Source organism: Saccharopolyspora elongata (genome assembly GCF_004348985.1).
GTDB lineage: Bacteria > Actinomycetota > Actinomycetes > Mycobacteriales > Pseudonocardiaceae > Saccharopolyspora > Saccharopolyspora elongata.
The window spans coordinates 13,326-29,759 of sequence record NZ_SMKW01000008.1 but is presented as its reverse complement, the minus strand read 5'-3'; the positions used below and the strand labels follow the sequence as shown (position 1 = coordinate 29,759).

Genomic DNA, 16,434 nt, shown 5'->3' with positions numbered 1-16,434 from the left:
CCCGGACGAGGGGTTTCAGGACGTCGGTCGCAGGCGCTGCAACGCCGCCGCCGCGACGATCACCAGGCCCTTGATCAGCAGTTGCAGGTCGGTGTTGACGCTGTTGAGGCTGAGGATGTTGTTCAGGATGCCGAGCAGCAGCGCACCGGCGATGGTGCCGATCACCGAGCCCCGGCCACCGGCCAGGCTGGTGCCGCCGACCACCACGGCGGCGATTCCGTCGAGTTCGTAAGCGATTCCGTCGTTCGGGCTGCCCGCGTTGAGCTGGCCGGCGTGCACGATCCCGGCCAGCGCGGCGCAGAACCCTGCGATGCCGAAGGCGATGATCTTGACCCGGTTCACCGGCACGCCGGAAAGCCGGGCCGCCTTCTCGTTGCCGCCGATGGCGTAGAGGTGGCGGGAATAGGCGCTGCCGCGCAGGAACAGGATCGCGACGATGGCGACCACCGCGAAGATCAGCGCCGGGATCGGCACCACGCCACCGAAGGTGCGCTCCCCGAGCAGGGAGAACAGCATCGGCGCCTGGCCCGGCCCGTCGCCGTAGGAGATCTGCACCGTCTCGCCGCCGGACCACATCCGCGCCAGGCCGCGCGCGATCTGCAGGCCCGCCAGGGTGACGATGAAGGCCTGGACGCCGAGCACCGCGACGGCGGTGCCCTGCAGCAGGCCGAAGACGATGCCCGCGAGCAGCACCAGCGCGACGGTGGCCCAGACGCCGTAGCCGTCCTCGACCATCAGCACGGCCGAACCCACCGCCGCCAGCCCGAGCACCGAGCCGACCGACAGGTCGATGCCGCCGATCAGGATCACGAAGGTCAGCCCGATCGCGATGATCCCGATCTCGGACACCGCACGCACGATGTTGAACAGGTTGTCGCTGGTCAGGAACAGGATCTGCCCGTCGTTGCGGGGCGAGAAGACCACCGCCGCCAGGAACACCGCGACCAGGCCGAAGAAGCTCTGGAACCGGAACAGCGTGGCCACGACGTTCGTCCGCCGCGGCGCGGCGGATTCCGCGGGCCGTTCCTCCGTCTGGTTGCTCACCGCGCTCCTCCCCCAGTGCTCTGCCGACCGGTGCCGACGACCGGCCCGGCCCCGCCGGCCGCCACGCCCTCGCCCATGGCGGCCGCCAGCAACTCCGCTTCGCCGACCTCGGCGGTGTCGAACTCGGCCACGCTGCGGCCGGCGCGCAGCACCACCACCCGGTGGCACACGCCGACCAGCTCCGGCAGCTCCGAGGACGCCAGCAGCACCCCGATGCCGCGTCCCGCGATCTCGCCGAGCAGCTGGTAGATCTCCGATTTCGCGCCGATGTCCACGCCGCGGGTCGGATCGTCCAGCAGCAGCAACCGCGGTTCGGTCAGCAGCATCCGGCCGAAGACGACCTTCTGCTGATTCCCACCGGAAAGGGTGCCGACCGGGTCGAGGATCCGGCCGAGCTTGGTCTTGAGCTGCTGCACGCTGCGCTCGGTGGCGGACACCTCGGCGCGGCGGCGCACCAGCCCGGCCACGCCGAGCCGGTCCAGCACCGAGAGGACCGTGTTGGCCAGCACCGAATGCTCCAGCACCAGCCCGGAACTCCTGCGGTCCTCCGGCACGAAGGCGATGCCTTCGCGCAACGCGCGGTGCGGACCCCTCGGCCGCACCGGGCGCCCGTCGAGGGACACCTCCCCCTCCCACGTGCCGGAGGACCCCGCCCCGAACAGCGATTCCAGCAGTTCGGTGCGACCTGAGCCGAGCAACCCGCACAGCCCGACGATCTCCCCGCGACGCACGGTCAGATCGATGCCGTCGGGTTCCCGGCGACCCACCCGCGGCCGGCGCGGGCGGACGGCGAACCCGGACACCGACAGCAGCTCTTCGCCGACGGCACCGCTCTCGGCGCGGAACATCGTCTGCACCGAACGGCCCACCATCGCCTCGGCGGCCTGCTCCGCGGTCAGCTTCCGGGCGTCGAACTCCGCGACCTTGCGGCCGTTGCGCAACACGGTGGCGCGGTCGGCGACCCGGCCGATCTCGTCCATCCGGTGCGAGATGTAGACGATGCCGGTGCCGCCGCGGCGCAGCTCGGCGATCACCGCGAACAGCCGCTCGACCTCCGTGCTGGACAGCGCCGACGTCGGCTCGTCCATGATCAGCACCTTCGCGTCCAGCGACAGGGCGCGAGCGATGGTCACCAGCTGCTGCTCGCCGACGCGCAGCTCGCCGACCGGCCGCAGCGGGTCCAGGTCGATGCCGGTGCGGCGCAGAAGCTCGCGGGTGCGCACGGCCATCTTCCGGCGGTCCACCACGCCGAAGCGGTTGCGCAGCTCGCGGCCGAGGTAGAGGTTCTCGGCGACGCTCAGCGCGGGCACCAGGTCGAGCTCCTGGTGGATCATCGCGACCCCGGCGTGCTGCGCGTCGGCCGGCTTGCCGAACTGCACCACCCGGCCTTCGATCGAGATCGACCCAGCGTGATCGACGACGTCGCCGGAGAGCACCTTCATCAGCGTGCTCTTGCCCGCGCCGTTCTCGCCCAGCAGCGCGTGCACCTCGCCGGCGCGGATTTCCAGGTCCACGCCATCACACGCGAGCACACCCCCATAGCGCTTGGTGATGCCGGTCATCTCGACCAGCGGTGGCGCCGTGCTCATAGCACCCCCGTCACGCCGCTCGCGAATCGTGAGAAAACGATTGCCCGGACGCTAAAATGGTCACGCTACCTGTGTCAAGGTTCACACACCCGCCCAAGTGACAGGGCATCCATTCGGCTGCACCGACATCACATGGCGGTCACGTCGGCGGGGGTCGCAGGTAACCCAACGTGCATCAACGCGCAAGTTCCGGAAGAGGGCTCTCGGCCCGGGGTACTGGACCGTTACCGTTGGGACTCGTGACCGCGATCCGCGATAGCCAGAGCGCCCCACCCCCCAGCAGCGGCGCCTCCCAGTGGTCGACGCGCTCCGCATTCGGGGCGAAGGGCGTGCCGCTCTGGGGAGCCGTGCTGCTGGCTGCCGTCCCGACCGCGGTCGGAACAATCCTCGACATCCTGCTCTGGTCGCAGCCCGACATCCTGTTCAAGGCGTGCTTCTTCGTCGGCTGCGTGCTGGCCGTGCTGCTGGTCAAACGCCGCAGCGTGTTCGGACCGATGGTCCAACCGCCGCTCGTGCTCACCATCGTCATGCCGCTGCTGGTGCTGCTCACCGGCAGCGGGGTCACCGCGGGCGCCGGCATCACCGCCAAGGCGCTCGCCATCGCGCGACCGCTGATCAGCAGCTTCCCGATCATGGCGGGCGCCACCATCGTCTCCCTTGGCATCGGCCTCGTCCGCATGTTCGTTACCCAGCGGTCCCGGCCTCGCCCCGAGATCGCGGACAGCGACGCGGCGACCAAGAAGCGCCGCCCCGTCGCGCCGCCGCGCAAGAAGCCGGCCGAAGACGTCAAGAAGCGGCGGCCCGAAGAGCGCGAACGCACCAGGAAACCGCGCGGCGACGACGCAGCGCGCCCGCAGCGAGCCCAAGCGGAGCGCGGGCGGGCCCAGGCCCCCGGGCGGCCGCGCAGCGGCGATGCGCCCAGCCGGGCACGAGGCGACGCGCCCGGCAGGGCGCGCGGAGCCGAGCCGCGACCAGAGCGCGACGGGCGCGCGGTGCCGCCGCGGCGGGGCGCAGCCCCGCGGCAGGCGCCCGGGCGGCCGCGAGCGGCGGAGCCGCCGCAGGGGGAGCCGCCCCGGCGACCCCGGCGGCCGCGACGGGACGAGCAGTTCGGGTGAGCTGGGACTGAAAAAGGGGCATCCGCGCAGCGCGGATGCCCCTTTTCGCTACTCGGTCAGCGGACGCCCTTGGGCTTGTCCGGGTTCTCGTCGAGGTCCTTGCGGAGCTCCCGCGGCAGCGCGAAGCTGATCTTCTCGTTGGCCGTGGTGACCTCGTCCACCTGGTTCCAGCCGCGCTCGGCCAGGTGGTCCAGCACCTGCAGCACCAGCACGTCCGGCACCGACGCACCGCTGGTCACGCCGACGGTGGTGACGCCGTCCAGCCAGGCCTCGTCGATCTGGTTCGCGAAGTCCACGAGGTGCGCGTCGGACGCGCCCGCCTGCAGCGCCACCTCGACCAGGCGCTTGGAGTTCGAGGAGTTCTGCGAGCCGACGACGATCACCAGGTCGCACTCCGGAGCCATCGCCTTCACCGCGTACTGCCGGTTGGAGGTCGCGTAGCAGATGTCGTCGCTCGGCGGCGCCTGCAGACCCGGGAACCGCTCCTTGAGCTGGTCGACCCGCTCCATCGTCTCGTCCACGCTGAGCGTGGTCTGCGACAGCCACACGACCTTGCTCGGGTCGCGGACCTCGACCTTGTCGACGTCCTCCGGCTTGTCGACCAGCTGCACGCGGTCCGGGGCCTCGCCTGCGGTGCCCTCGACCTCCTCGTGGCCCTCGTGGCCGATCAGCAGGATGTCGTAGTCCTCGCGGGCGAACCGGTTGACTTCCTTGTGCACCTTGGTGACCAGCGGGCACGTCGCGTCGATGGTGCGCAGGTTGCGCTGCGCGGCTTCCGCGTGGACCGCCGGGGACACGCCGTGCGCGGAGAACACCACGAGCGCGCCCTCCGGCACCTCGTCGGTCTCGTCCACGAAGATCACGCCGCGCTCGGACAGCGTGTCCACCACGTGCCGGTTGTGCACGATCTCCTTGCGCACGTAGATCGGCGCGCCGTAGGTCTCCAGTGCCTTCTCGACGGTGATCACCGCGCGGTCGACACCTGCGCAGTACCCGCGCGGCTTGGCCAGCAGGACCCGCTTGGCCGGCCGGGTGTCCTGGTCAACGAGGTCAGTGGCCTCGGGCGAGGTCGTCATACCGCCAAGGGTACGGACCTAGCTAGCCGAGCTCAGCCCCGCAGTCGCCTGCCTGCTCCAGATCACAGTCGTGCGCCGGTCCCTGGCGGGACTTCCATCCGCCGCCTCGCCACGGGTGTCCGCAACTTCAATGGAAATCAGAGGTTCGATTTCAATGGAAATTGCGGCGAGACCCGGTGCCGGGCCGAGTCCGCAGTCGAGCGGAACGGTCCTGCGGCCCACTCCAGATCACAGTCGTGCGACGAGGCGATGGCTTCGCGGGCCCGAGTGCGGCAGGCTGGGCGCATGTCATCGTTCCCCCTGCCGGTGCGGATCGCCGCCGGGCTCGCCGCCACCGCCGTCGAGCAGGCCCGCCAGCTGCCGGCCACCCTGATCGGCCTGCCGGTCACCGTGGCCAGCCAGGCGCTGCAGGCATCGATGCGGATCCAGCAGCAGATCACCGAGCTGGCGATCAAGGGCGACGAGGCCCTCGCCGGTCTGCGCACCCCGGAGGAGCAGCCCGCCTGGGCGACCTTCGACGAGGACGAACCGGCCGAGCCGGCGGTGCTGTCCGAGGACCTGTCGGTGCTGCCCGACTACGATCACCTGACGCTGCCGCAGCTGCGGGGCCGGCTCCGCTCGTTCTCCGAGGCGGAGCTGGCCGAACTGCTGGCCTACGAGCAGCGGCACGGTCAGCGGCCGGAGTTCGTCCGCATGCTCCACAACCGCCTCGACCGCCTGCGCAACCAGTGACCCGAGAAGACCCCGGCAGTCTCGCCTGAGACTGCGGCCCCGGCCCCGCGGCCGGGAAGCACCGAGGAGTGACGCTGAGTTCCCCGACCAGTCCCGAGGAGCCCTGGCCGGTACGGACCGTGGCGCGCAAGATCGCCGACTGGATCAACCGGCTCGGCACGATCTGGGTGGAAGGGCAGATCACCCAGATCTCGCTGCGCCCCGGCGCGGCCACCGCGTTCCTGACGCTGCGCGACCCGTCCGCCGACGTCTCGCTGACGCTCACCTGCGCCGCCGCGATGCTGCGCAAGATGGAGCCGCCGCTGACCGACGGCAGCCGGGTCGTGGTGCACGGCAAGCCGACGTTCTTCGTTGGCCGGGGCACGCTGAGCCTGCGGGTCGACGAGATCCGCGCGGTCGGCATCGGCGAACTGCTGGCGCGCATCGAACGGCTCCGCCAGCTGCTGAAGGCCGAGGGCCTGTTCGACCCGGCGCGCAAGCGGCCGCTGCCGTTCCTGCCGAACCGGGTGGGGCTGATCACCGGCCGCGCCTCGGCGGCCGAGCACGACGTGCTGACCAACGCGCAGCTGCGCTGGCCCGCGGTGCAGTTCGAGGTCCGCAACGTCGCCGTGCAGGGTTCGACCGCGGTGCCGCAGATCCTGACGGCGCTGCAGGAGCTGGACCGGATGCCGGAGGTCGACGTGATCGTGCTGGCGCGCGGCGGCGGCAGCGTCGAAGACCTGCTGCCGTTCTCCGACGAGGCGCTGTGCCGCGCGGTGTCCGCCTGCCGCACGCCGGTGGTCAGCGCCATCGGGCACGAGCCGGACTCGCCGCTGGTGGACCACGTCGCCGACGTGCGCTGCTCGACGCCGACCGGCGCGGGCAAGCGGGTCGTGCCGGACGTCGCCGAGGAGACGCAGCGGATCCACCAGCTGCGCGACCGCGCCCGCCGCGCGCTGCACGGCTGGGTCGACCGGGAGCGCCGGCTGCTCGACGCGCTGCGCAGCCGCCCGGTGCTGGCCGACCCGATCGGGCCGCTGGAACGGCGCGCCGAACAGGTCGAGCTGATGCGCGACCGCACCCGCCGCGCGATGACCACCGCGCTGAACACCGAGCGACACGCGCTGACCGCGACTCGATCTCGCTTGACGACCTTGGGTCCGGCGGCCACGCTGGCTCGTGGATACGCAATCGTGCAGCGCGTCGAGGACGGCGTGGACGGCGTACTCCGGTCGGTCGAGGAGGCGCCGCCGGGAACTCGACTGCGGGTGCGGGTCGTTGACGGAGCGATCCAGGCAGTCGTACCGGACCGAGCAGGCTGAACAGGACTGAGAACGTGCACCCGAAGCAGGAACCATCGTTCCTCCCCCTGACCGTCGGCGTCGCGAGGTCGGCGACCGACGGCTCAGCGCTGCTGCGGAACGGGGCCGGCGAGGTGCGCCGCTGCGCCGAGGCGGCGGACGCCGCGGCGGTCGGCTGCTGGGCCGCGCTGCTGGGCGGCTGCCAGTCCGCCGAGCGCAAGGACCTGCCGTCGCGCCTGCGCGCGCTCGCCGAGGCCACGTCCGGGTACGTGGGGGCCGGGTGGTGGGCCGCTTCGGCGCACCGACGTAGGGTCGCGGAGGCGCAGTTGCGCATCAACGACGCGGTGCGCGAGGGCGACGGCGCCGAGTTCGCGGAGGCGTTCGTCGGCTACGACCAGGCGATCGCCACCGCGGTGGTGTCCGTGCAGAAGAACGTGGAGAGTCCGACCCCGTGACGGCGAACGATCAGCAGGACGAGCACTTCGACCCGGTGGCCGAGCACCCCGAGGTCGCCGAGCTCGGCTACGAGCAGGCCCGCGACCAGCTGGCCGAGGTGGTCAAGCAGCTGGAGGCCGGCGGCCTCTCGCTGGAGGACTCGCTGGCGCTGTGGGAGCGGGGCGAAGCCCTGGCGGCGGTCTGCGAACGCCACCTGGCGGGAGCCCGCGAGCGCGTGGAGCGAGCCCTGGCGGCCGTCGAACAGGACTGACCAAGGCCTTCGCGGCACCCTCCCAGCACGCAGTTTCAATTGAAACTGCGCACTTCAGAGCACTTTCCGCCAGTGGATACCACCACAGGGTGCAACAGTTTCAATTGAAACTGCGCTCGGGACTGGGCACGTGTCCGACTGCAGTTTCAATTGAAACTTCGGCCGGTCAGGCTCCGGGCGGGGCGTTGATGGCCGCTTCGACGAGGGCTCGGAACTCCGCCTCGTCGGCGTTGCCGGTGATCAGCAGCCGGACTCCGCCCCGCTCCGCCACCCAGGCCTGCTCGCCGCGCACGCTGTCGTAGACCACCCACTGCCGCCCAGCAGCGTCGACCGTGCCCCGGGCGTGCGGCGCCTGCCGCGTCTCGCTCTCGACCAGCTCGCCCTCGGCGGCCGTCGACTGCGCCAAGCGCAGGTACCGGCCGCCGCCGGTCAGCCACCCGACCCGCACGACCTGCACGTGGGAGGCGAGCGTGGTCACGTTCGCCGCGTTGGCCCGCCAGTTCGCGGGCAGGTTCGGTTCGAGGACCGGGAAGTCCACCCGCCCCGCCGCGCGCCGCAGTTCGGCGGGCACATCGACCGTCGGCACCGGGCCGCCCTGGATCGAGGGGCCACCCGGGTTGAACGAGCACTGCCCCGCCATCCCGGCGATCCCGAAGGCCACCAGCACCATCGGCAGCAGGGCGAACACCATCGCCGACACGGTCCGGGGCGGACGGGATGCGGGCGGTTGCTGGTTGCGGGGTTCGGCCACGACTCCCATGCTCTCACCGGCCGACCAGCGGCCCGCCAGGCGGCCGAGCAGGAGTGTGCTGCCCCACGAGAGAGCTCCGACGGGCCTGCCGATCTGCGAAGATCGGGGCAACGAGCCTGAGCGCGGGCCTGGATCCCGCCGTCCTCGGGCAGTGGAACCTGAAAACCGCTCACCACCGGGAGGCGCGATGAGCACCGAACGACACCGCGAAGCACCGGACCGCAACCTGGCGATGGAACTGGTCCGCGTGACCGAGGCCGCGGCGATGGCCGCGGGGCGCTGGGTCGGCCGCGGCGACAAGAACGCCGGCGACGGCGCCGCGGTGGACGCGATGCGCAAGCTCATCGGGACCGTGTCCATGAGGGGCGTCGTGGTCATCGGCGAGGGCGAGAAGGACGAAGCCCCGATGCTCTACAACGGCGAGGAGGTCGGCAACGGCGAAGGCCCGGACTGCGACGTCGCGGTCGACCCGATCGACGGGACGACGCTGCTCAGCAAGGGCATGCCGAACGCGCTGGCGGTGCTCGCGGTGTCCGAGCGCGGCACCATGTTCGACCCGTCCGCCGTGTTCTACATGGAGAAGATGGCGGTCGGGCCGGAGGCCGCCGGGGTCGTGGACCTGACCGCCCCGATCGCGGAGAACATCCGCCGGGTCGCCAAGGCCAAGCACATCGACGTCTCCGACGTCACGGTGTGCATCCTGGACCGCCCGCGGCACGAGCAGATCGTCAAGGACGTCCGCGAGGCCGGCGCACGCATCCAGTTCATCTCCGACGGCGACGTGGCGGGCGCGATCGCGGCCGCGCGGCCGGGCAGCGGCGTCGACATGCTGCTGGGCATCGGCGGCACCCCGGAGGGCATCATCGCCGCCTGCGCGCTGAAGTGCCTCGGCGGCGAGATCCAGACGCGGCTGTGGCCGCGGGACGACGCCGAGCGGGCGAAGCTCCGCGACGCCGGGCACGACGTGAACCAGGTGCTGACCACTTCGGACCTGGTGCGCGGCGACAACATGTTCTTCTGCGCCACCGGCATCACCGACGGCGCGCTGCTCAAGGGCGTGCACTACCGCGCCAACCGGTGCACGACGCAGTCGATCGTGATGCGCTCCAAGTCCGGCACGGTCCGGGTGATCGAGGGCCAGCACAAGCTGTCCAAGCTGCGCGAATACGCCGACGTCGACCTCGGCGAGAGCGACACCCCGCTGCACGGGCTGCTGCCCTGAGCGGGTGACACCACCGGGAAATTGGCAAAAACTCGCCGATTGCCTGGAATGACGTCGTTTTCCGAGCGGTGACCTGCGGTTTCGACTGCGGGTCACCGCTTTCGACGTTGTCGATCTCATCCCTTAGTGGGTACGCCGATGGGATGGCTCCGCTTACCGTCTGTGCCCAGCCCGGCCAGTGGTGCCGGACACACGGGAGGATTCGACGGACATGCGGAAGCGTTCGGTTCTGATCGGAGCCATCGCCGCGGTCGGCGCGATCGGTGCACTCGGTCTGCCCGCGGTCGCGGCACCCAGCGACGTCAACCCGTACATCGTCGGCGGCCACGACGCCACCGAGGAGTACTCGTTCATGGTGTCGCTGCAGCAGCAGGGCCAGCACGGCTGTGGCGGCTCGCTGATCAAGCCCGACTGGGTGGTCACCGCCGCACACTGCGTGCAGGGCGGCGGCCAGTTCAGCGTCCGGGTCGGCAGCAACGACCACACCAGCGGTGGCGAGGAGGCCAACGTCACCAACGTGCAGACGCACCCCTCCGGCGACATCGCGGTGCTGCAACTCGACCGCCAGCTGCAGGCCACCCCGATCAAGATCGCCGCCGACTCGGGCGCGGCTGGCACCGCGACCCGGATCATCGGCTGGGGCCAGACCTGCGCCCAGCCCGGCTGCGGCCCGGCCCCGCAGGTGCTGCAGGAGCTGGACACCCAGGTCGTCGAAGACTCCGGCTGCCAGGGCATCGATGGGCAGGGCGAGATCTGCACCGACAACCCGAACGGCAACTCGGGCGCCTGCTACGGCGACTCGGGCGGCCCGCAGATCAAGGGCACGCCGGGCAACTGGGAACTGACCGGCGCGACCAGCCGGTCCGGCAACGGCGACTCGACCTGCGCCACCGGCCCGTCGATCTACACCGACGTCGTCGCCTACGCGGACTGGGTCAACCAGAACACCGGCGGCTGATCCCGCTTCGGGTGGAGCGGCTACGCCCACCCGAGAACTCACCCGGGCACGGCGCGATTCCGCGCCGTGCCCGGGCGCTCGTCAGCCCATGTTCGACGAGTGACCGGGGAACAGGTGGGCCCCCGGGTTGAGCTCCACGGCGATGTTGTTGACCGCCGTGGCCGCCTCGCCGAAGCCGGTGGCGATCAGCTTGACCTTGCCCGGGTACGCCGCGACGTCGCCCGCCGCGTACACCCGCGACCGGCTGGTCCGCATCGTGCTGTCGACGAGGATCGCGCGCTTCTCCAGCGCCAGGCCCCACTCCTCGATCGGCCCCAGGTCGGCGGTGAAGCCCAGCGCGGCCACCACCGTCTGCGCCGGCAGCACCCGGCGCTGCCCGTCGCCGAGCTCGACCTCCACCTCGCGCACGCCGGTGTCGTCGCCGCGGATCTCCGCGACCTCCGCCGGGGTGATCAGCGGGACGCCCAGGTCCTCGACCTTTCCGACCAGGCCCGAATGCGCGCGGAACCGGGTGCGGCGGTGCACCAGGGTCACGCTGCGGGCCACCGGGTGCAGGGCCAGCGCCCAGTCGAACGCGGAATCGCCGCCGCCGACCACCACCACGTCGTGTCCACTGTGCACGGACAGCTCCGGGATGAAGTGCACGACGCCGCGACCGACCCAGTCGCCGCCGACGGGCAGCGGGCGCGGGGTGAACTCGCCGATCCCGGCGGTGACCAGCACCGCGCCGGCGCGCACCGCCTCTCCCCCGCCGACCCCGACGAGCAGCCCACCATCCACATCGGACATCTCGGTCGCGGGCCTGCCGAGCAGGTAGTCCGGGTCGTACTGGCCGGCCTGCTTCACCAGCGCGGCAACCAGATCGCGGCCGCGCACCTCGGGGAACCCGGCTACGTCGAAGATCATCTTCTCCGGGTACATCGCGGTCACCTGGCCGCCTGGCTCGGGCAGCGCGTCGACCACCGCCACCGACAACCCGCGGAATCCCGCGTAGTAGGCGGCGAACAAACCGGTCGGACCCGCGCCCACGATCAGCAGATCGACCTCATGCGACACCGCGGTCATGCCCACCACCTCGTCGTCGACCGTGTGGACACACCCAGGCTAGCCGGATCTCCGCCGTGATGTCCGCATCACGGCGAGCGCTGCACCAGAACGCCGAACTCGCTTCCGCAGTTGGCGGTACCCGTTCGTCGGACCCGCCCTTACGTTCACCGAAAAAGGGGATCACGTCGGGGAGGACTGCCCGTGAAGAGGAAATCCATGCTGCTCGCCGGTCTCTCGGCCGTCGCGCTGAGCACCGGGCTGCTGCCCGCCACCGCGAGCGCCGCGGACGACCCGGGCGCGCTGATCGTCGGTGGCCACGACGCAACCGAGCAGTACGACTGGATGGCGTCGCTGCAGCGCGCCGGGAACCACAGCTGCGGGGCTTCCCTGATCGACCACCAGTGGGTGCTCACCGCCGCGCACTGCGTGCAGGACGTCACCCCCGCCGACCTCGGCCTGCGGATCGGCAGCCCGGACCACACGACCGGCGGCACCGAGGCCGGCGTCGCCGAGATCGTGGTGCACCCGGACTACGCCACCAAGAACCCCAATGGCGACATCGCGCTGCTGAAGCTGGACCGCGCGGTGTCGCAGACGCCGGTCGAGATCGCCGACGCCTCCGGCCCGGACGGCACCGCGTCGCGCATCATCGGCTGGGGCGTGACCTGCCCGGTCCGCGGCTGCGGCCAGCCGCCCGCGCAGCTGCAGGAGCTGGAGACCAAGGTCGTCCCCGACGGCCAGTGCTCGCTGAGCGGCGTCGACGGCGCGACCGAGATCTGCACCGGCAGCAACCAGCTGCTGGCCAACGCCTGCTTCGGCGACTCCGGCGGCCCGCAGCTCGAAGGCCAGCCCGGCGACTGGAAGCTGACCGGCGTCACCAGCCGCCTCGGCAGCCTGATCCCGGTCTGCGGCACGGCCCCGTCGATCTACACCGACGCGACGGCCTACAAGGACTGGATCGCCGCCACCATCGGCTGATCTCCTCCGACGCGAAGGGCACCTTCCTCGAAGGTGCCCTTCGTGCTTTCCCGGCTGCGAGATGCGGCACCTTCATCGGTCCAGTGAGGACGTTCGGGTGCTCCGGGCCACAGATCGGCCGCCGAGTGGGGCGGGCCACGCTGACCGGGAGGCCCTTCCAGCGGGACACTTTCGGCATGGCTGAACAGGATTACCGGATCGAGCACGACACGATGGGCGAGGTGCGAGTCCCCGTCGACGCCCTGTACCGCGCGCAGACGCAGCGAGCCGTCGAGAACTTCCCGATCTCCGGCCGGGGCCTGGAACGGTCCCAGATCCGCGCGCTCGGCCTGCTGAAGGCCGCCGCGGCCCGCGTCAACGGCCAGCTCGGGGTGCTGGACGCCGACGTGGCCGAGGCGATCGCCGCCGCGGCCGACGAGGTCGCCGAGGGCGCCCACGACGCGCACTTCCCGATCGACGTGTTCCAGACCGGCTCCGGCACGTCGTCGAACATGAACGCCAATGAGGTCATCGCCACCCTGGCGTCCCGGCGGCTCGGCCGCGACGTGCACCCCAACGACCACGTCAACGCCTCGCAGTCGTCCAACGACACCTTCCCGACGACCATCCACGTCGCGGCCACCGAGGCGGTGCTCACCGACGTCATCCCGGCGCTGGACCACCTCGCGACGACCATCGAGGGCCGCGCCGCGGAGTGGACCGAGGTCGTCAAGTCCGGCCGCACCCACCTGATGGACGCGGTGCCGATCACGCTGGCCCAGGAGGCCGGCGCGTGGGCCTCGCAGGTGCGCTACGGGATCGAGCGGCTGCGGGGCGGCCTGCCGCGGCTCGGCGAGCTGGCGATCGGCGGCACCGCCGTCGGATCGGGCCTCAACGCCCCGGCCGGGTTCGGCGCCGCGGTCGCCGCGGAGCTGGCGGAGGTCACCGGGCTGCCGCTGACCGAGGCCCGCGACCACTTCGAGGCGCAGGCCGCGCAGGACTCGGTGGTGGAGATCTCCGGCGACCTGCGCACCGTCGCGGTCAGCCTCACCAAGATCGCCAACGACCTGCGCTGGCTGGGCTCCGGCCCGCGCACCGGGCTGGCCGAGCTGGCGCTGCCGGACCTGCAGCCGGGCTCGTCGATCATGCCGGGCAAGGTCAACCCGGTGATCCCGGAGGCCACCCTGCAGGTGGTGGCGCAGGTGATCGGCAACGACGCCGCGGTGGCGTTCGCCGGCTCGCAAGGCAACTTCCAGCTCAACGTGATGCTGCCGGTGATCGCGCGCAACGTGCTGGAGTCGGCGCGGCTGCTGGCCGCGGTGTCGCGGCTGCTGGCCGACAAGGTGTTCGCGGGCGTGCAGGTCAACGCCGAGCAGGCCCGTGCCTACGCCGAGGGTTCGCCGTCGATCGTCACGCCGCTGAACCGCTACATCGGTTACGAGGAGGCGGCCGCGGTCGCCAAGCAGGCGCTCAAGGAGCGCAAGACGATCCGCGAGGTGGTCCTGGAACGCGGCCACGTCGACGCGGGCAAGCTCACCCTGGAGCAGCTGGACGAGGCCCTCGACGTCCTCCGCATGGCCAACGGCGGCTGACGCGGTCGAGCGAAGCGTGACGGGCGCCTTCGACCGAGTAAGCCGGTCGAAGGCGTCCTTCACTCATCACCAGACCAGGTAGCCACCCGCCGAGCCGTAGACATCATGTTCTGGCTTCAGGTGAGCACTCTGGTGCTGATCAACGTGCTGATCGCGAGCATGCTGCTGGTCCGCGCTCCGCGCGCGCAGCACAGCGGCGCAGCCGATGGCGCGTTGAACGTGTAGCAGCTGATCAAAGAGGTCGAGGCCGAGCGACAACGGCAAGCCGCGATCACCTGCCGACACCACCTGCGGCCACGCCCCGGGCTGCGAAAACGTCGGAAAGCCTCGATACCGCTGTGTCAGACGTCAGGTGCACCATGGGCGCATGGTGCTGCTCGCGGATGTGGTGACGACCTCGCGCGAGGTCTCGGCGACGCGTTCCCGCAAGGCGAAGACCGCCGCGATCGCCGGGCTGCTCGCGCGGCTCGACGCCGATGAGGTCCGCCCGGCGACGGCGCTGCTGGCCGGTGAGCTGCCCGGCGGACGGGCCGGCGTCGGCTGGTCCACGCTGGCCGCGCTCGACGTCGAACCGGCGCCCGAGCCCACCCTGACGATCACCGATGTCGACTCGGTGATCAGCGCGGTGCGGCTGATCAGTGGCGCCGGCTCCGGTCAGCGCCGGACCGAGGCGCTGTCCGGGCTGCTCGGCAAGGCGCCCACCGACGAGCAGGAGTTCCTGGTGCGGCTCCTCGGCGGCGAGCTCCGGCAGGGCGCGCTGGAGGGCGTGATGATCGAGGCCATCGCCGCCGCGGCCGGGGTGCCGACCGAGGCGGTGCGGCGGGCGTTCATGCTCTCCGGCCGGCTGCCCGCGACCGCCGAGGCCGCGCTGCGCGGCGGCGAACCGGCGCTCGCCGAGTTCCGCCTGGAGATGGGGCGGCCCGTCCGGCCGATGCTGGCCTCGCCCGCGGAAACCCTGGACGCCGCGCTCGACGAACTCGGCGAGGTCAGCGTCGAGTACAAATTGGACGGTGCGCGCATCCAGGTGCACCGGGACGGCGACGACGTGCACGTCTACACCCGGACGCTGCGCGAGATCACCGGCAACGTGCCCGAACTCGTCGAGCTGGTGCGCGGCCTGAACTGCCGGGCTGTGGTGCTGGACGGCGAGACGCTCGCGCTCGACGACGCCGGGCGCCCCAGGCCGTTCCAGGAAACGATGGGCCGGTTCGGCGCCCAGAACTCGCGCGATCTCCTGCTGCACCCGTACTTCTTCGACTGCCTGCACCTCGACGGCGAAGACCTGCTCGACCTGCCGCTGCGGCAGCGCCTCGACGCGCTGGAACGGGTCGCGCCGCAGCACCGGATCCCCGCGACCCTGTCGCCGTCGGCGGATCGTGCGGCCGCGCTGTTCGACGAGGCACTGGACGCCGGACACGAAGGCGTCATGGTCAAGGCGCTGGACTCGGCGTACGCGGCGGGGCGGCGCGGCCGCTCGTGGCGGAAGGTCAAGCCCGAGCACACCCTGGACCTGATCGTGCTCGCCGCCGAATGGGGGCACGGCCGGCGACGCGGCTTCCTGTCGAACCTGCACCTGGGCGCGCGGGACCCCGACGGCGGCCCGCCGATCATGGTCGGCAAGACGTTCAAGGGCCTCACCGACGAGCTGCTGGCCTGGCAGACCGCGGAGTTCCAGCGCCGCGAATCCCACCGCGACGACTGGACGGTCCACATCGCGCCGGAACTCGTCGTGGAGATCGAACTCGACGGCGTGCAGACCAGCACCCGCTACCCCGGCGGCGTCGCGCTGCGCTTCGCCCGCGTGCTGCGCTACCGGCCCGACAAGGACGCGGCGTCGGCCGACAGCATCGAGGCGGTTCGCGCCATGCTGCCGGGCGGGTGAGATCCTGACGGCATGAGCGGCAACGACTTCGACGAGATCGGCTCGATCAACATCGGACCGGGCACCATCAGCCCGCGCGACTTCCAGGCGGACGCGGTCGAGCTGGACTACTACGTCGCGGTCCTGGTCCTGGAGGCCACCTCGGACGCGGCCGACCACGAGCCGCTGTACGAGGAATCCTTCGTGCTGCTCAAGGCGGAATCCGAAGAAGAGGCGAAGGAAAAGGCCGTCGAGCACGGCAAGCAGCAGGAAACCAGCTACCAGAACGAGAACCACGAACTGATCACCTGGAAGCTGAAGCAGATCATCGAGGTGAAACCCCTCGAAGACGCCACCTTCGACGACGGCACGGAACTCTACGGCCGCTTCTTCCGCAATTACCAGGCCTACAGCTCCTTCGAACCCCTAACGGAAGAAGAAGCCTGAAAACGCAGAGGCCGGGGTCCCACAATACAGCGGGAGGTCCCGGCGTACTTCCACGTA

General features: G+C 71.2%; 16 protein-coding genes. 11 read left to right on the top strand and 5 right to left on the bottom strand.

Annotated features, from left to right (window positions below; genetic code table 11):
* Positions 1-15: 15 nt before the first annotated feature.
* Together E1288_RS08670 and E1288_RS08665 are read right to left on the bottom strand one after the other, a co-directional pair.
* Positions 16-1,044, bottom strand: a complete 1,029-nt coding sequence (locus E1288_RS08670; RefSeq protein WP_132483092.1) for an ABC transporter permease — start codon at positions 1,042-1,044, stop codon at positions 16-18.
* Positions 1,041-2,633, bottom strand: coding sequence for a sugar ABC transporter ATP-binding protein (locus tag E1288_RS08665; protein ID WP_132483090.1), 1,593 nt, complete (start codon positions 2,631-2,633; stop codon positions 1,041-1,043). Before E1288_RS08665 ends, E1288_RS08670 begins: the two co-directional genes overlap by 4 nt.
* A 239-nt stretch (positions 2,634-2,872) precedes the next feature.
* On the opposite strand from E1288_RS08665, the gene E1288_RS08660 reads away from it, so the two are divergent.
* Positions 2,873-3,748 carry a DUF6542 domain-containing protein gene (locus tag E1288_RS08660; protein WP_132483088.1) on the top strand — a complete coding sequence of 292 codons (876 nt, stop codon included), beginning with the start codon at positions 2,873-2,875 and terminating at the stop codon, positions 3,746-3,748.
* A 56-nt stretch (positions 3,749-3,804) separates the two neighbouring features.
* Here E1288_RS08660 and E1288_RS08655 read toward each other — a convergent pair whose 3' ends face one another.
* Positions 3,805-4,824 carry a 4-hydroxy-3-methylbut-2-enyl diphosphate reductase gene (locus E1288_RS08655; RefSeq protein WP_132483086.1) on the bottom strand — a complete coding sequence of 340 codons (1,020 nt, stop codon included), beginning with the start codon at positions 4,822-4,824 and terminating at the stop codon, positions 3,805-3,807.
* A 285-nt stretch (positions 4,825-5,109) separates the two neighbouring features.
* Here E1288_RS08655 and E1288_RS08650 point away from each other — a divergent pair, with 285 nt between their 5' ends.
* The 4 genes from E1288_RS08650 to E1288_RS08635 all read left to right on the top strand — a co-directional run bounded on the left by E1288_RS08650 (position 5,110) and on the right by E1288_RS08635 (position 7,542).
* Positions 5,110-5,556 carry a lipid droplet-associated protein gene (locus E1288_RS08650; RefSeq protein WP_132483085.1) on the top strand — a complete coding sequence of 149 codons (447 nt, stop codon included), beginning with the start codon at positions 5,110-5,112 and terminating at the stop codon, positions 5,554-5,556.
* A 74-nt stretch (positions 5,557-5,630) separates the two neighbouring features.
* Positions 5,631-6,857 carry an exodeoxyribonuclease VII large subunit gene (gene xseA / locus E1288_RS08645; RefSeq protein ID WP_132483306.1) on the top strand — a complete coding sequence of 409 codons (1,227 nt, stop codon included), beginning with the start codon at positions 5,631-5,633 and terminating at the stop codon, positions 6,855-6,857.
* Positions 6,858-6,871: 14 nt separating this feature from the next.
* On the top strand, positions 6,872-7,291 hold the full coding sequence (locus E1288_RS08640) for a hypothetical protein (RefSeq protein ID WP_132483083.1): 420 nt from the start codon (positions 6,872-6,874) through the stop codon (positions 7,289-7,291).
* Between the two features lie 35 nt (positions 7,292-7,326).
* Positions 7,327-7,542 carry an exodeoxyribonuclease VII small subunit gene (locus E1288_RS08635; RefSeq protein ID WP_029535186.1) on the top strand — a complete coding sequence of 72 codons (216 nt, stop codon included), beginning with the start codon at positions 7,327-7,329 and terminating at the stop codon, positions 7,540-7,542.
* A gap of 166 nt (positions 7,543-7,708) precedes the next feature.
* Here the strand turns inward: E1288_RS08635 and E1288_RS08630 are convergent, their stop codons facing one another.
* Positions 7,709-8,404, bottom strand: a complete 696-nt coding sequence (locus E1288_RS08630; protein ID WP_235883426.1) for a DUF4245 domain-containing protein — start codon at positions 8,402-8,404, stop codon at positions 7,709-7,711.
* 76 nt (positions 8,405-8,480) lie between these two features.
* Between E1288_RS08630 and glpX the strand changes: the two genes are divergently transcribed.
* The gene (glpX, locus tag E1288_RS08625) at positions 8,481-9,515 is read left to right on the top strand and encodes a class II fructose-bisphosphatase (RefSeq protein ID WP_132483081.1); all 1,035 of its coding nucleotides are present in this window, start codon (positions 8,481-8,483) and stop codon (positions 9,513-9,515) included.
* A 211-nt stretch (positions 9,516-9,726) separates the two neighbouring features.
* A complete protein-coding gene (locus E1288_RS08620) occupies positions 9,727-10,473 on the top strand; it encodes a S1 family peptidase (RefSeq protein WP_132483079.1) in 747 nt (248 codons plus the stop codon).
* Between the two features lie 81 nt (positions 10,474-10,554).
* On the opposite strand, the gene E1288_RS08615 is transcribed toward E1288_RS08620, so the two are convergent.
* Positions 10,555-11,538: an NAD(P)/FAD-dependent oxidoreductase gene (locus tag E1288_RS08615; protein ID WP_132483077.1), complete on the bottom strand. Its 984-nt coding sequence runs from the start codon at positions 11,536-11,538 to the stop codon at positions 10,555-10,557.
* 198 nt (positions 11,539-11,736) lie between these two features.
* Between E1288_RS08615 and E1288_RS08610 the strand changes: the two genes are divergently transcribed.
* The 4 genes from E1288_RS08610 to E1288_RS08590 all read left to right on the top strand — a co-directional run bounded on the left by E1288_RS08610 (position 11,737) and on the right by E1288_RS08590 (position 16,377).
* Positions 11,737-12,498, top strand: a complete 762-nt coding sequence (locus E1288_RS08610; RefSeq protein ID WP_207954264.1) for a S1 family peptidase — start codon at positions 11,737-11,739, stop codon at positions 12,496-12,498.
* A 176-nt stretch (positions 12,499-12,674) separates the two neighbouring features.
* A complete protein-coding gene (locus E1288_RS08605) occupies positions 12,675-14,069 on the top strand; it encodes a class II fumarate hydratase (RefSeq protein WP_132483075.1) in 1,395 nt (464 codons plus the stop codon).
* Between the two features lie 367 nt (positions 14,070-14,436).
* Positions 14,437-15,951, top strand: a complete 1,515-nt coding sequence (locus E1288_RS08595; RefSeq protein WP_132483073.1) for an ATP-dependent DNA ligase — start codon at positions 14,437-14,439, stop codon at positions 15,949-15,951.
* Between the two features lie 12 nt (positions 15,952-15,963).
* Positions 15,964-16,377, top strand: a complete 414-nt coding sequence (locus tag E1288_RS08590) for a DUF4288 domain-containing protein (RefSeq protein ID WP_132483071.1) — start codon at positions 15,964-15,966, stop codon at positions 16,375-16,377.
* Positions 16,378-16,434: the final 57 nt, after the last annotated feature.

Bases quoted from the DNA above. Each gene is read 5' to 3' on its own strand.
- E1288_RS08665 (WP_132483090.1), bottom strand. From the start codon at position 2,633: ATGAGCACGGCGCCACCGCTGGTCGAGATGACCGGCATCACCAAGCGC.
- E1288_RS08655 (WP_132483086.1), bottom strand. From the start codon at position 4,824: ATGACGACCTCGCCCGAGGCCACTGACCTCGTTGACCAGGACACCCGG.
- E1288_RS08650 (WP_132483085.1), top strand. From the start codon at position 5,110: ATGTCATCGTTCCCCCTGCCGGTGCGGATCGCCGCCGGGCTCGCCGCC.
- glpX (WP_132483081.1), top strand. From the start codon at position 8,481: ATGAGCACCGAACGACACCGCGAAGCACCGGACCGCAACCTGGCGATG.
- E1288_RS08620 (WP_132483079.1), top strand. From the start codon at position 9,727: ATGCGGAAGCGTTCGGTTCTGATCGGAGCCATCGCCGCGGTCGGCGCG.
- E1288_RS08615 (WP_132483077.1), bottom strand. From the start codon at position 11,538: ATGACCGCGGTGTCGCATGAGGTCGATCTGCTGATCGTGGGCGCGGGT.
- E1288_RS08610 (WP_207954264.1), top strand. From the start codon at position 11,737: ATGCTGCTCGCCGGTCTCTCGGCCGTCGCGCTGAGCACCGGGCTGCTG.
- E1288_RS08605 (WP_132483075.1), top strand. From the start codon at position 12,675: ATGGCTGAACAGGATTACCGGATCGAGCACGACACGATGGGCGAGGTG.
- E1288_RS08595 (WP_132483073.1), top strand. From the start codon at position 14,437: ATGGTGCTGCTCGCGGATGTGGTGACGACCTCGCGCGAGGTCTCGGCG.
- E1288_RS08590 (WP_132483071.1), top strand. From the start codon at position 15,964: ATGAGCGGCAACGACTTCGACGAGATCGGCTCGATCAACATCGGACCG.